This is a genomic window from Ignavibacteriales bacterium (assembly GCA_016214905.1).
Lineage (GTDB): Bacteria > Bacteroidota > Ignavibacteria > UBA10030 > SZUA-254 > PNNN01.
In genome coordinates, this window is record JACRMQ010000007.1 from 106,150 (window position 1) to 121,753 (window position 15,604).

A 15,604-nucleotide genomic window follows, 5' to 3' on the forward strand; every position below is an offset into this window, starting at 1 on the left:
TTTATCTTAAAAGAAACTATATCGATATCCGTTCAATCTATAAATTGAGGACAGGAAAATAATATTATAAACATAACCACGAACGAATGTCATGAAAATATTTTATGGTAAGGGGTAAAATCTGCTGTCTTATTTGTTAAAGCGGGCACATATGCAAAAATTAAATGTGCGGATGGAACATTCCCGCATATTCAACACTCAAGTAGAATTATTTCTCAGAAGCAGTTGCGACTACGTCGGGTACTGTATCGTTTATTTTTTTCTTCGTTACTTTATTGTAGAATTTTTTAATAAAAGCTGGTACTGTTTCCTTCCACTCATCAACCTTCGTGTACACAACAGGAACAAGAACAAGCGTCAACAACAGCGAGCTTGTCAAGCCGCCGATTAACGCCAACGCAAGCCCCGACTTCCACTCAGAACCGGAGCTCAGACTTGTCGCTATTGGAAACATCGCTACAATCATGGATGCGGTGGTCATTAGAATTGGACGCAATCGTGTGTTACCTGCTTCAAGCAATGCATCATGAACGGAAAGTTTCTGTTCTTCCCTCATTTGATTCGTGCGATCAACAAGTAATATCGCATTTTTGCCAACGAGCCCAACAAGCATAATTATACCTAGTATCGTAAAAATGCTTAACGCTTTTCCGGTCAATGCAAGGGTTAATAACGCTCCGATCATCGCAACCGGAATGGAGAACAGCACGATAAACGGATAAATAAATGAATCGAACAAAGCAACCATAATCAAATAAACAAACAATATCGCGGCCATCAATGCCAACCCTAAATCTCCAAAACCCTCGGAACGGTTTTTCTCGTCACCGAGATATGTTACAATAATCTCGGGTGGTAAACCTTTTCTCGCAATTTCTTTTTTTATGTCGCTTGCAACGTCACCCGCTGGTCTTCCGATTACTTGAGAATAAACTATCACCGAATAATTCCGATCCTGCCGTTGAAGTTTGGTCGGACCGGTAGTGAGTATGGTTGACGCGAATTGCTTCAACTCAATCATCTGTCCTTTTCTGTTAAGAAACGTCAGGTTTTGGATATCGCTTGTTTTAGTTCTATCAAACTGATCGAGTATTATTCTAATCGGATATTCGCTTGCACCATCACGGAACTTCGAATCATCGTCACCGTTGAATGCCGTACGCAAGCCCGCCCCGACTTCTCCGAGATTCAAGCCAAGATCTGCCATTTTTTCTCGGTCAATCTCGATGCGCGTTTCCGGTTTTCCCTCTTCAGAAGAAAGTCTTACATCTGCCGTACCTCTCACCGATTTAACCATGCTCGATAATTTTGACGCAGCGGCACGAACTTCATTATAATCGGTACCGCTTACCGCAATCTGAACAGGAGACTGGTTTGCGGTTCCAAAAATACCAATCGGGCTCACGCGCACTTTCACTCCGGGCATCTTGTAAATCTTACTGCGTATCTCACTGCTTATATCATCGGTTGATCTGTTGCGTAACTCCTTTGGGATTAAAGTTACATTGATCTCGGCAACATTATTGGATGATTGTCCAATAAATCCTTCGGTTGAAACACCTGCATTAACATACATTTTCTGTACTTCGGGGATTGCAGAAACAATTTTTTCCGCTTGCAGGGCTATATAATTCGTATGCTCAAGCGTTGATCCCGGCGGGAGTTCCATGGTGACGGTAAATTCACCACGATCGACCGGCGTCATGAATTCAGTTCCGATAAAACCCAAAGGGATAAGAGCGAACGATGCTATAAATAATACAAGTGAAATGAGCGCGACTTTTCCACGATGTTTCAATCCCCATCTTAGAATCTTTTGATATTCTTCCGCAAATTTATGATACTGTGCCTCAAACCAAACAGCAAATTTACCGATAAGATTTGCTCTTGTTTGCCTTTCTAACTTTGCGAAACGCGAAGCGAGCATCGGTGTGATTGTGAACGACACAAATAAACTCATCAACGTGGAGAAGACAACAACAAGCGCAAACTCGCGAAGGATATTACCTACGATCCCGGAGACCAAAGCCAGAGGTACGAATACAACCACGTCTACCAGTGTGATAGACAATGCCGCAAAACCTATTTCATTTCTTCCACGAAGAGAAGCTTTTTTCCGTTCATCACCTTTTTCAAGATGGCGGTATATATTTTCCAGAACTACTATCGAGTCGTCGACAAGTATACCAATCACCAATGATAAACCAAGAAGCGTCATCAAATTCAGTGTAAACCCAAAAGCGTAAATAGCAATGAATGTTGTTATGAGTGATGTAGGAATCGCGATCATAACAATTACAGAGTTTCGAATGCTGTGGAGGAATGCTAGCATTACAACCGCGACGAATATGATCGCAAGCATGAGGTCGTGTTTCACCGCATCGGCTGCATCAGTTGTGAAGATAGAGCCATCCTGCGCAATCTCAAATTTTAATCCGATGTTGGTATAATCTTTTTCAAGTTTAGCGAGTTCTGCGCGGACAATCTGACTGACTTCTACCGAGTTCGCTTCGCCCTGTTTTTGAACAAGAATACCGATAGATGTTTTACCGTTTATACGGCTGAGAGTCGAGTAATCTTTCCGCCCATCTTCCACTTCGGCTATATCGGCAAGACGAATATCTCCTCCCTGCTTTGGCTGCCCAACAACCAATGTGCGCAACTCATCTATTGAATTATATTTACCTGCAAGCCGAACAATATATTGATAATCACCATCTTTTACTTTTCCGGTGGGGAAATCCATGTTGGATGATTTTATTAACTGTGTAACTTGCAGTAAAGACAATCCGTACGAACGAAGTTTTTGCGGATCGACATTTACTTTTATTTCACGCTCATCACCGCCAACAAGTGTAATTTGCCCAACTCCGGCAAGCTTAGCAAGCCGCGGCTGAATACGATCATCGAGCAATTGATAAAAATCTCTTGATGGCATCCTCGCTGTTACACCCATTCTAAGCACGGGAAGTTCGTCTAAAGCAAATTTTGTTATCGACGGAGTTTTCGATCCCGAAGGAAGCAGGTTGGAGACCTCGTTGACTTTACGCTGAACGTCCTGAAGCGCGACGCTGATGCTCGCCTTCATTGAAAATTCCAAAGATACAATTGAAACACCTTCTTGCGACGTTGCATATACGGTTGAAACTTTATCGATGCCGGATACCGCATCCTCCAATACTTTCGTCACCGATGTTTCTACTTCCTGAGGCGATGCCCCCGGATAAGCTGTTATTATCACCAAAAACGGAGGTGTAATTTTCGGCAGTAACTCGTATTTCAACTGATTGTAGCTGAATAAACCGAGTACACCTAATATCGTAAACACAACGATGACGAGAGTGGGTCGTTTAATTGATAATTCAGTAATTGTCATAATTTATTTTCCTTGCGTCCTGCCGGTGATTCCAAAAATATCAAGCATAAAACTGGCAGGTGATTATTTAATAATTGTTACCGCGACACTATCCTGTAAATTATTCTGTCCATTGGTAACGATAACATCGCCTTCTTTTAAACCTTCAAGCACAGAAATAAAATTTCCGACCTCGGAACCGGCGACAATATTTCTGATGCGCGCGATGTTTCCCTCTACAATATAAACCTGAGGTGTTTTCATACTACCCACAAGCGCTTCACGTGGAATGGCAAGAATTTCTGTATTCCCTTTTGATGTAAAAGAAATTCGTCCGAACATTCCTGCTTTCAACGGGTGTTGTTTAGAATTCTCGAGCGTTACTTCGACAGGATATGTGTGTGCCTCATCCGCTTTTGAGCTGATAGACTTAATTTTACCCGCATACTTTATTCCAGGATAAACATCGGTACCAACCTGGACTTTATCGCCAACTTTCAAACAGAACGCGTCACTCTCCGAAACGTTTATTTTTACTTTGAGCCGCGATATATCTACAACATTCGCGACGGGCATATTGTTGGAAACATAAGTGCCGACATCTACAGTTCTAGAGGTGACAATTCCTGAAATCGGTGTGCTGATTTTTGTATCGTTATATTGCCTGCGTGCCGCGATGTATTGCGCCTCGGCAGCTTTGATGGCAAGCCGGGCACCTTCTATTTGCTGTTCGGTTGCGGAATTTTGTTTATACAACATTTCAAATCTTTCAAGATCCTTTTTTGCTTTCTCGTAGTTAGTTTCGGCCGAAATGTATGCGGCTTTTTTTAATTCGTCGTCTACCTGAACTATCGTAGCACCTGCTATAACATGCTGGCCCACTTCGGCATGAACAGCAATTACTTTTCCCGATGTTTCTGAAATAATTGCTACGTCATTATTAGCGGCAATCGTTCCAACCATCGAACGTGTTGAGGCAATAGTTTGTTTTCCGGCTTTCGTCACAGATACCGACATTGAGCTTAACATTTCACTTGTCGATTTTGCGGTGCTGCGCGATTTGTTATAAAATAAAATTGCAATGATCGCCGCCAGCACAACCGCGGTCACGATTATTATTCTGATATTTTTCATTTTCATTATTCCTTTTGATTTCAATAGGTTTACCTACTTTGTCCGATCGCTTTTTGCAGCCGGGCATCGGCAAGATTGAAGTCGACAAGCGCCTGAATGTAATTCCATTTTGCTTGCATTTGAGCCGCCTCTGCGTCGAGAAGATCGGAATTTAATGCCAACCCCGATTTGAACTTATCGTTGGTAATACGATAATTTTCTTCTGCCTGAGAAACACCTTTGTGGGCAACCGAGATTCGTTCTTTAGATTGATTGAAGTTGTAATAACATTGAGTGATGTCCAGCGTTATCCCGTCTTTAATCTGTGCGTAACTATCGCGCGCTTGAGCAAGCTGTGCTTGCGCCTGATCGGTCTGATGAATTGTCGCTCCCCAATTCCAAATATCTAGAGAGGCGGATAGTGAAACATCCCATGTATCTTTGAATTTATCCTGAGCTGGAAAAATTCGCTGGTTGGGTCTCGCGTAATTGTAATTACCGATGAGGAATATTTGCGGGAACCAACCGGAGCGGGCAATCGATACACCCGTTTCACTTGCCTTCACACGCATATCCATCGCTTTTAGATCGGAACGGTTTTCAATTCCCTTTCGTATAAGTGAATTTAAATCCCCATATTCGTTTGGTTGATGTTCGGCAGGTGAAGCAATTTCAATATATGTTTCAAGCGGCAAACCGATAAGACTGTTCAGGGCGATCATCGAAAGCCGAACATTATTCAGCACATCGATTTGCATAACTTGAATATTTGAGAGTTGGACTTCCACTTTGAGGAGTTCATTTTTTGTGACAATTCCCTGCGCGAAAAAATTCTGCACATCTTTAAGGTGAGATTTAATCTGTTCAACATTTTCATCGATAACTTTTTTCGATTCAATCGCTTTGAAAACATTCCAGTATGAATTTTGTATGTTATAAATAAGATCAACTTTATCTTTCTCATAATCTTCCGAAGCCGCATCAGCGGAATAACCCGCAAGTTTTGAACTGTTAAAGAGTTTCAGACCAGTGAATATCGGCTGCTGAAGTGTAAGCCGCATGGAATAGTTATCGAGCACAGCGGGAGAAACCGTGATCTTTTGTGGCATTATAGGCCCGAACGGGCCAATTTCAAACGGTGGCACTTCGCTGAGTCGGGTGTATGAACCGCCGAATTTAAGTGTTGGAAATAACATTCCGGTCACCTCGCTCGATTTTGCATCTGCATACTCAACCTTCATCAGCGATGAATGAAGTGATTTGCTGTTTTCCAAACCCGAAGCAATCGCCTGCTCAACTGTGAGCTTTACTTTATCTTGTGCGTTTCCCGTGGTGCTAACCGTGAAAATTAGAATAAAAAAGAATATTTTGTTGAACATTTTTTATTTCCTTTTCTTTTTAATAATCTTATTATTGCGGTGAAGAAGTTTCGATTTTGTATTTTTTGTCATGATTCCTTCAAAAAATATTTTTACGATAGTTTCGTAAACCTGTGAAGCGGTAAAAGGTATTTGCGTTAAAACTTCGGGGCTGATAACGTTTTCAATCATGTTATTGTATATCATCAACATTAATTGCTGATCGATATCCTTTCTGAAAACACCTTTTGCTACCCCCTCTTTTAACAGCTTGCCGAAATCTTCCAAAATTCTTTTCGAACGGAAATCGGATATCTGCTTCCACACGTGCGGAGCGTTTTTTTCAAGATCCTCGATTAACGGTTTTCCCATTTTTGCAATGTGAAGCGCGGCATGCGTCATCATCTGTTGAAGTTTTTCAGCGAAATCCAATACCGGGTTCTCAATTATTTGTTTGCAGCATTTTTCAACTTCACTGAGAGTTTTCGCCGTAACCGCGCCAACCAAATCATCTTTGCTCGGATAATACTTATAGATTGTTTTTTTGCTCATTCCCATCTTTGCAGCAATTTCATCTACGGTAACTCTGCTGAATCCGTGGCTGAAGAATTGATCGCGCGCAGTAATTAGAATTCTGTTTTTAATTTCGGCTTCTATATCTGTCATTTTGAGCAATCTGTGCAATTAATAGTCGATTATTTGTGGTATTCTGGAAACTTATATAGTTTCTACGGTTTCCAATATAGGAAATTACATACTTAGGAGCAAATGTTCGATTGGGGAATTATGAATTTTATAGTTATATAAATAGTTGAATATTTGGTTGCCCCGTTGTGGAATTCACGAATAAAGCTTTTTTTGCAATTAACTACTTATATTCATCCCAGCTCTTTATCGACAATTCACTTGTAGAATATTTGTGAATCGCATTTACATATCTCCGCGCAAACTCGATGTTAGTGATCAATGAGATATTAAGGTCGACTGCTTTCCTCCGGATATTATAATCATTCTCCAACGACTGTGCATCGGCATCTTTCGGAATATTGATGACGAGATCAACTTTACGTTCAGTCAACACGGAAATCACTTCCGATATATTACCGTTGCGTTGCCAGTTTAGCGGTTCAACCGTAAGGTTATTTTCTTTCAAGAAGTTCGCCGTACCTTCGGTCGCGTAAATCTTTATTCCCATTTCTGCTAATAAGCGGGCTTCACTTAAAAAGTCGGTTTTGTTTTTGAGCGATCCGGTCGATAGTAAAACAGATTTCGGTGAAACATTCACACCTGTGGAAATCAAACTTTTTAGAAAAGCTTCATCAAAATCGTCGCCAAGGCATGCAACTTCCCCCGTCGATGTCATCTCCACACCGAGAGCGGGGTCCGAACCTTTCAAGCGCGTAAATGAAAATTGCGGCGCTTTCACACCGACGTAATCCAGATCGAATGCAGAACTTCTGAATTCCGGTACATCGGAATCTATAATTAGTTTTGTAGCAATATCGATGAAGTTGATCTTTAGAATTTTTGAAACAAACGGAAAACTTCTCGACGCCCGCAAATTGCATTCGATAACTTTCACGCTGTTCTCTTTCGCTATGAATTGAATGTTGAACGGTCCTGTGATTTTTAATTCTTCCGCGATTTGTTTTGTGATCCGCTTAATTTTCCTGATAGTCTCCAGATACGTGCGCTGCGCCGGGAAAACAATTGTTGCATCGCCCGAATGTACTCCCGCGTTTTCAACATGTTCCGAGATTGCATAGCAAAATAATTTCCCGTTTTGCGCAACCGCATCTATTTCAATCTCGCGCGCGTCCGTAATGAACTTGCTGATAACAACCGGGTGTTCTTTGCTGATATCGGAAGCTTTTATCAGATATTGCTCTAATTCGTTTTCGGTCAGAACAATACTCATAGCCGCACCGCTTAATACGTAACTCGGGCGAATAAGAACCGGGTATCCTACTTTAACTGCAAACTTTTTCGCTTCCTTCAGATCGGTTAACTCATTCCACGCCGGTTGGTCAATTTGGAGACGGTCGAGTATTGCAGAAAATTTATGACGGTTTTCAGCGTTATCAATCTGCTCAGGTGAGGTTCCTAATATTTTAACCTTTGATTTGTTCAGCTTCATAGATAAATTATTCGGGATTTGTCCGCCCATCGAAACGATTACGCCAAGAGGATTTTCTTTCTCATAAATATCCATCACCCTTTCATAACTCAACTCTTCGAAGTACAGCTTATCGCATATATCGTAATCGGTGCTCACCGTTTCCGGATTGTAGTTTATCATGGTAGTTTTATATTTCAGCTCGTTCAGCGTCATAACAGTATTTACGCAGCACCAATCGAATTCCACCGATGAACCGATACGATATGTTCCCGATCCGAGTACAATAATATTTTTTTCGTTTCCCGGCTGAACATCATCCTCATCGCCGTTGTAAGTCATGTATAAATAATTTGTCTTCGCCGGAAATTCTGCCGCAGTAGTATCGATTTGCTTGACCGAGGGAACAATACCGAGAATTTTTCTTTTCACCCTCACGTCAGATTCGGATGAATGTGTCAGCATTCCGATTTGCTTATCGGAAAAACCTTTCTGCTTCGCTTCTTTTATGATTGCCGGCGTCAAATTCTCTACTCGAAAATTCATTAGATTATTTTCAACTGCCACTATGTTTTTCATCTTATAAAGGAACCATCTATCAATCTTCGATAGCTCGTGTATTCTATCTATAGAATATCCCTCTTTCAGCGCCTCCGCGACGGCAAGAATTCTTTTATCTGTCGGCGATTGAATTTCTTTTTCCAGATCTTCGAACCGTATATCGTTACAAACGTAACCGTTATAACCGAGATCCAGCATACGCAGCGCTTTTTGTAAAACTTCTTCGAAACTTCGCCCCAAAGCCATCACCTCGCCAACCGATTTCATCTCGGAGCCGAGCAACGCGCTAACCTGTTTAAATTTCTGTAAATCCCACCGCGGCATTTTGAGCGCGATATAATCAAGCGCCGGCTCAAAGCAAGCGGAGGTTTCTTGCGTAACACTGTTCACAATTTCGTGAAGCGCGTAACCGAGCGTCAACTTTGTTGCGATAAACGCGAGCGGGTATCCGGTAGCCTTCGATGCGAGAGCCGAACTTCTGCTAAGCCGTGCGTTTACTTCAATGATCCGATAATCATCGGAATTAGGATCAAACGCATACTGGATATTGCACTCACCAACGATGCCAAGATGCCTGATGAGTTTGATTCCAATTGAGCGTAGTTTGAAATTTTCTGATGACGAAAGTGTTTGCACGGGCGCAACAACAATGCTGTCGCCGGTGTGGATTCCCATCGGATCGACATTTTCCATCGAGCAGACGGTGATGCAGTTATCGAACGAATCGCGGACAATTTCATACTCTACTTCTTTCCAGCCGCGCAATGATTCTTCTATTAGAATTTGATCGGTAAAAGAAAATGCTCGAGTTGTTTTTTCAACCAATTCCTCTTCATTGTTCACGATGCCCGATCCAAGTCCGCCAAGCGCATAAGCAATCCGACACATTACCGGATAACCAATTTCTGCCGCCACGTTTATCGCCATCTCAACCGATTCCACCGTTTTACTGTTAGGAACTTTCAAGCCGATTTCTTTCACACGCTGTGCGAAAAGAAGCCGGTCCTCCGTATCGATGATTGTTTCAACCGGTGTTCCAAGAACTTCGATGTTATACTTTTTTAAAATCCCTTTTTTGAAAAGTTGAACTCCAAGATTCAAAGCGGTTTGTCCGCCGAATCCCAGAAGTATTGCGGATGGTTTTTCTTTCTGAATTATTCTCTCCACAAATTCAACGTTCACCGGAAGAAAATAGACTCTATCGGCTAAATGTTCCGATGTTTGAATTGTCGCGATGTTCGGATTGATGAGCACGGTTTCTATTTTATCTTCTTTGAGTGCTTTGATCGCCTGACTGCCTGAGTAATCGAATTCACCCGCCTGACCGATTTGCAGAGCGCCTGAGCCGAGGATGAGAACTTTTTTAGGTCTTTTTCTTTTTATCATCTCAGGGCCCTTATAAACATATCGAAGATAAATTCTGTATCGTCGGGACCCGGAGATGCCTCAGGATGAAATTGCGCTCCAAAAAATGGTTTCGATATATGAACAATTCCTTCATTCGATCCATCGTTATCGTTGATAAACCATTCGCGCCAATCTTGCGGAAGGGTTTCCGCCTTTACAGCGTAACCATGATTTTGTGATGTTATGTAACACCGCTTGGTTCCCGATTCATTGCAAGGCTGGTTTTGTCCGCGGTGACCGTATTTCAATTTATATGTATCCGCGCCTGCGGCCAGCGCAAGAATCTGACAGCCAAGACAAATTCCAAGTATCGGAAGGTTAGATCGCAGCGCCCGCCGGGTGTGTTCAATTGTCGTCTTACACATCTTTGGGTCGCCCGGACCATTCGAGATTACAATTCCCTCAACATCCTCTAACAGAAAATCGTGGTCGTAAGGCACCCTGATAACTGTGATATTTCGTTTAAGGAATGCCTGAATTATACTGTTCTTCACGCCGCAATCAACAACTGCAATTCTTTTACCCGGTTTCTCATATCTTATTTTAGACTGAGTTGAAACTTCGGAAACTAAATCATCCTCATTCGGATTATTAAATGTAGGATCGTTATCTTTTTCGACGATAATTTTCCCGAGCATCACACCCTTTTCCCGAAGTTTCTTTGTAAGTTTCCGCGTATCGATTCCATAAATACCCGGTATGTCATGTTCGGTAAGCCATTCCGACAGTGATCTCGACGCGTTCCAATGAGAAAATTGTTCAGAATATTCCGAGACTACTAAACCACGAACATGAATCGATTCGGATTCAAAATATTTCAATAAAATATTTTCTTTTTCATCGGATGGGATACCGTAATTTCCGATCAACGGGTAAGTCATAACCAGAATCTGTCCGCGATACGATGGATCGGTTAGAGTCTCCGGATACCCAACCATACCGGTGTTAAAAACAACTTCACCGGATGTATTTCTTAATTTTCCAAAACTCCAGCCGGGAAATTCAGCACCGTCTTCAAGTACAAGTGTCGCTTGTTTCGGTTGCGGTTTATTCGAGAATATATTTTTGGCTTCTACCATTGCTCTATGTGAATTCTTGATTTGTCGAATCGTTCAGTTTGTTCAACCTGTTCTGCTGGATAACCTAACGAAATTATACATAAAGGAATTATATGTTTTGGAAGAGAGAAAAAATCGGTTATATATTTCACCCGGTCTTCACGCGGATAAACACCCACCCACACCGCGCCAAGTCCAAGGTCGGTTGCTTCGATTAAAATATTTTCGGTAGCGGCGGAACAATCCTGCACCCACATACCCTGTTTGATTTCAAGTTCAAGATCAGCGCAAACAACTATTGCCGCCTGTGCATCTGAGATCATCGATGCGTTACGATGTGTTTGCGATAATTTTACAAGCTGCTTTTTATCTCGCACAACGATAAAATGCCACGGCCGTTCATTTCCCGCAGAAGGCGCGCACATTGCGGCATTTAAAAGTTTATAAATAATTTCATCCGATATAGGCTGGTTGGTGTAACTTCGTATGCTTCGTCTTCGGATTATGGCGTCCATAGAATTAAGTGGAAAAGAGTTTTTAAACTTTATCAATATAAAAAGATTTTTTCAATAAAAACAGATGAATTAAAATCTTTTTAGCGATACTCTAAATCCTCTTCATCGACGCTAACCACGCTTTTACATTTCCTTCCTGACGATTTGTTTCAAAGCGTGCTTCCCTGATGTAATTTAATTTAAATCCTTCCCGAAACGAATTAATTATTTCCTCTTGTGTTACTCTACGCGGACCCCATCCCTCCGGTTCATGTTCGCTGAAACAGAGAAGAAGATATGTTCCCCCAATCCGCAATGACGATTCGATGCTCTTTACGAATTTTAATCGCGCATTGTCTGAAAATACATGAAAGAGACCGGAATCAATAATCGTATCGAATTTTATTCCCAGAGTGTCTAAGCTTAAAGCATCTTGAAGAAGGAATAATCCTCTGGCTTTGCGAACCGTTGCTTTCTTTCGTGCTCTGTCGATTGCGGCAGTTGCTACATCCACGCCAATTACATCGTATCCATTTTTTGATAAGTATAAAGCGTTTTCACCGCTGCCGCATCCGACATCGAGAACCATGCCGTGGATCTCACCAGACGCCTCTAACATAACTATCTCACGTTGCGGGCGACCAATTTCCCACGCCGGGGTATTTTTGTACGCCGATTGAAATGAACGGACAATATTTTCTTTTGTCGATTTCATATGCCGTTCAAAGACCAAATTACTTTTTTTCTTTCGTCAACTCAACGCTAATTGCAACTTCAACGTCTTCGCCAAGAAGCAATCCACCGGCTTCCATGGTTTTATTATAAACAATACCAAATTCTTTTCGGTTTACAGTTGCAGTTGCCTTGAATCCCGCCTTCGTATTACCCCACGAATCGTTCATGGTGCCGTTGAATTTTGTATCAAGCACAACCGGCTTTGTAACACCGTGCATAGTGAGATCGCCTGTGATTTTATATATATTCTTTGCGGTTATTTCAAACGATTTGCTTACGAATGTTATCTCGGGATATTTTTCTGCGTCAAAGAAATCTGCAGAACGGAGATGCTTATCGCGACCTTCGTTATCCGTGTTTATACTCTTCACTTTGATAGTTGCATTTAACTTGCCGTCAGTAAGATCATCTTTTACGTGAACAAGTACGACATCAAAATCTGTGAACCTGCCTGACACTTCCGATATCACCATATGGTTTATGTTAAACGAAACTTTTGAATGTGCCCGATCGAGCTTCCACGTTGTTTGTGCCTGTACACCAAGCACGCTTACCGCGAGAAGAATTATGAATATAATATTCCTTTTCATTTTTTTTCCTTTTTAATTGAATGATATGTTGGTTTATTTTCTGTTATTAATTTTAATAATTCGAATATTTCCGTTGTTATTTTTTATAACTGATTAACGTAATTCTTTCTGTTTATTTCTCCGCGGAAACTGCTCCGTCAAAGCTAAACCCAATCTTTTTAAAAGCGAGGCGAGTTGTTTTTGTTCCTGTTCGTTCAATACCGAGGCTAACTTAGAAATATATTCCGCGTGTTTTGTAAATATAGATTTAAAAAGTTTCTGACCTTTCGGTGTTAAACGAACCACGATTACCCGACGGTCTTTGTTATTTTTGATTCGTTCAACTAAGTGTTCTTTCTGAAGATTATCGATCACGCACGTAATGTTTCCGGCTGTGACAATCATCTTTTTAGATAACTCATTAAGTTTTAACGGACCCAGGTGCCCTAAGCATTCAATCACACCGAACTGCGGTTCCGTAAGTCCGAATGTTCTTATATTTTCAGAACTAAGTTTACCGAATGTGGCTGCCGCTCTGGCTAACTTAACCCAAAGCTGTAAGGCGGTATCTGCTTTTTTACCATACTTTTTAGTAAGTTTCATCAATCTTCCTTTAAATTTGAATCATGGCAATTTAATTAATATAACGTACTGCGATTATTATTAGTTTCCAACTTTATAATAATGGAACTTTCCATTATGAATAAACCTTCTTATATTATCGAAACCATAATCTAATAAGGAGAAATATTATGAAACAACTGCTAATTGCGGCTTTTATTGGCGGAGTAATTCTTTTCGTATGGGGATGGCTGTCGTGGAGTGTTATCCCGATTCACAACTCGAGCATGAAATCGATTGAGAATGAGGATGCGGTGATTTCAACAATGCATGTGAATATGACACAGGAAGGCGTTTACGTTTTTCCGGGTATGCCTGCGACGCAAGATCAAGCGGCAATGGATGAGTGGACGCAAAAATATAGACAGGGTCCGATAGGAATGGTTATATATAATCCGGAAGGAAGCGAGCCGATGATGATTAGTCAAATGATAGTTGGAATTATCATCAGCATAATTTCATCCTACCTCGCAGCATGGTTCCTTTCGCGAAGCACAGCTGCGTCATCAAATTATTTTGCGCGTGTTGCTTATTGCGGAATGTTGGGAATTTTTGTATCTCTGGTTTCTCATATAGTCAATTGGAATTGGATGGGATACCCCATGGATTATACCGTCTCATGGATAATGGATGCTGTGATTGGTTGGATGTTGGCTGGATTTGGAATCGGTGCTATTATTAAAACTCCAAAAACCTCAGAAGCATAATATTTTATTTTTGTAGGTCGATGAATCTCGTCGACCTACAAACCTATTAAAAATTATGACCGTAAAGCAAATTCTTTCCCGACTTAAATTCCTCGGCGATCCAAAAAATGTTGCCGGCATGGCGCGTTACGGCATTGTTGCAAAAGATGCTTTTGGTGTTTCTGCGCCAGATCTTCGCCTGATTGCAAAAGAAATTGGATACCATCATGAATTAGCACGGAAGTTATGGTCGACAGAAATTCTTGATGCCAGGATTCTGGCGGCATTCATTGATGATCCAAAGCTTGTTACCGAAAAACAGATGGAAGCATGGGTAAAAGATTTCGACAACTGGGCGATTTGCGATGGGATTTGTATTCATCTTTTTAGGAAAACTCCTTATGCATGGAAGAAAGCGAAAGAATGGAGCAAAAGGAAAGAAGAATTCGTAAAACGTGCCGGCTTCACACTCTTTGCAACCTTAGCGGTTCATGATAAACATGCCGATGATAAGAAGTTTATTCAACTACTTCCGATCATTAAACGTGAATCGACTGATGAACGAAACGGAGTTAAGAAGGCTGTCAACTGGGCGCTACGCCAAATTGGGAAACGAAATCTTGCCCTGAACAAAGCGGCAATTCAAACCGCGAAAGAGATTAAAAAAACCGATTCACCTGCGGCGCGATGGATTGCGAGCAATGCGTTGAGAGAATTAATGAGTGATGCTGTTAGAAAAAGATTACTAAACAATGTTAGCCAAAAGTGAGAAATCAATCGCCGACTCCCTGGAAGTAAACAAGAAGCTGCTTCCTCACATACCATTTCTTTTGCAGGATCTTTGGGTGTTGGGTTGTTCAGAAAATCAGATAATCGATGCTGTTGCTTCTCTTAATAGCTTATCTCCTTTAAAGAATATACTTGATATTGGTTGCGGTAAGGGAGCAGTTTTGATTAAGCTTGTTGCAAAACTTGGATTTCAAGCGGTCGGAATTGATGCTATGACTCCCTTCCTTAAAGATGCGAAGAAAAAAGCGAGCGAACACAACGTATCGCATTTATGTCAATTTATTAATCAGGATATATATGAATATGTATCGAATGATCACGATTACGATTTAGTTATACTTGCCGCATTGGGTGGGATATTTGGCTCGTTTAAGAATACTATCGCTAAGCTGCGAACTCAAATACACACAGGTGGTTTTATAATAATTGACGATGGTTATCTTAAGAAAGATAATCATCTCGACAGAAAAGGTTATGGACATTACAAAAATTATGATAATACAATTCAGGAGCTAACTTATTTCGGAGACCGGATAATAAATCAAATCGACACATCGGAAGTAAGTAAAAATATAAATCGAGAATATCTTGATTTAATTAAAAGACGGGGCGAAGAACTCACATCAAAACACGGTGAGTTAAAAAAAGATATCGACGGTTACATTCAACTTCAAGCCGAAGAGTGTGATGTTTTAGAAACTGATATCAAGGGTGAGTTGTGGGTGATTCAAAAAGGATGAGG

At 41.1% G+C, this 15,604-nt stretch carries 13 protein-coding genes; 3 read left to right on the forward strand and 10 right to left on the reverse strand.

All coding sequences use genetic code 11. From position 1 onward, the window contains the following. Positions 1-208: 208 nt before the first annotated feature. The 10 genes from HZB59_07715 to HZB59_07760 form a co-directional block, all read right to left on the reverse strand. Entirely contained in the window at positions 209-3,376 is a 3,168-nt protein-coding gene (locus HZB59_07715; protein ID MBI5021304.1) for an efflux RND transporter permease subunit, read from the reverse strand. Positions 3,377-3,439: 63 nt separating this feature from the next. Continuing rightward, entirely contained in the window at positions 3,440-4,489 is a 1,050-nt protein-coding gene (locus HZB59_07720; protein MBI5021305.1) for an efflux RND transporter periplasmic adaptor subunit, read from the reverse strand. Positions 4,490-4,518: 29 nt separating this feature from the next. Next, positions 4,519-5,847, reverse strand: a complete 1,329-nt coding sequence (locus tag HZB59_07725; protein MBI5021306.1) for a TolC family protein — start codon at positions 5,845-5,847, stop codon at positions 4,519-4,521. A gap of 3 nt (positions 5,848-5,850) precedes the next feature. Continuing rightward, entirely contained in the window at positions 5,851-6,492 is a 642-nt protein-coding gene (locus HZB59_07730; GenBank protein ID MBI5021307.1) for a TetR/AcrR family transcriptional regulator, read from the reverse strand. A gap of 202 nt (positions 6,493-6,694) precedes the next feature. Continuing rightward, on the reverse strand, positions 6,695-9,889 hold the full coding sequence (gene carB / locus HZB59_07735; GenBank protein ID MBI5021308.1) for a carbamoyl-phosphate synthase (glutamine-hydrolyzing) large subunit: 3,195 nt from the start codon (positions 9,887-9,889) through the stop codon (positions 6,695-6,697). Continuing rightward, entirely contained in the window at positions 9,886-10,989 is a 1,104-nt protein-coding gene (carA, locus tag HZB59_07740) for a glutamine-hydrolyzing carbamoyl-phosphate synthase small subunit (protein ID MBI5021309.1), read from the reverse strand. The genes carB and carA overlap by 4 nt, the downstream gene beginning before the upstream one ends. After that, positions 10,983-11,483, reverse strand: a complete 501-nt coding sequence (locus tag HZB59_07745) for a nitroreductase family protein (GenBank protein ID MBI5021310.1) — start codon at positions 11,481-11,483, stop codon at positions 10,983-10,985. Before HZB59_07745 ends, carA begins: the two co-directional genes overlap by 7 nt. Positions 11,484-11,574: 91 nt before the next feature. Then, positions 11,575-12,177 (reverse strand): class I SAM-dependent methyltransferase, encoded by a 603-nt coding sequence (locus HZB59_07750; GenBank protein ID MBI5021311.1) that lies wholly within the window; start codon positions 12,175-12,177, stop codon positions 11,575-11,577. Between the two features lie 19 nt (positions 12,178-12,196). Further along, the gene (locus tag HZB59_07755; GenBank protein MBI5021312.1) at positions 12,197-12,787 is read right to left on the reverse strand and encodes a polyisoprenoid-binding protein; all 591 of its coding nucleotides are present in this window, start codon (positions 12,785-12,787) and stop codon (positions 12,197-12,199) included. Between the two features lie 93 nt (positions 12,788-12,880). Continuing rightward, positions 12,881-13,369, reverse strand: coding sequence for a MarR family transcriptional regulator (locus HZB59_07760; GenBank protein ID MBI5021313.1), 489 nt, complete (start codon positions 13,367-13,369; stop codon positions 12,881-12,883). Between the two features lie 149 nt (positions 13,370-13,518). On the opposite strand from HZB59_07760, the gene HZB59_07765 reads away from it, so the two are divergent. Genes HZB59_07765 through HZB59_07775 form a run of 3 tightly spaced genes read left to right on the forward strand, consistent with a single transcriptional unit; the run spans position 13,519 to position 15,602 of the window. After that, positions 13,519-14,094, forward strand: a complete 576-nt coding sequence (locus HZB59_07765) for a hypothetical protein (GenBank protein ID MBI5021314.1) — start codon at positions 13,519-13,521, stop codon at positions 14,092-14,094. A gap of 55 nt (positions 14,095-14,149) precedes the next feature. Next, the gene (locus tag HZB59_07770) at positions 14,150-14,842 is read left to right on the forward strand and encodes a DNA alkylation repair protein (protein MBI5021315.1); all 693 of its coding nucleotides are present in this window, start codon (positions 14,150-14,152) and stop codon (positions 14,840-14,842) included. Then, entirely contained in the window at positions 14,826-15,602 is a 777-nt protein-coding gene (locus tag HZB59_07775; protein ID MBI5021316.1) for a class I SAM-dependent methyltransferase, read from the forward strand. The genes HZB59_07770 and HZB59_07775 overlap by 17 nt, the downstream gene beginning before the upstream one ends. The last annotated feature ends 2 nt before the right edge of the window (positions 15,603-15,604 follow it).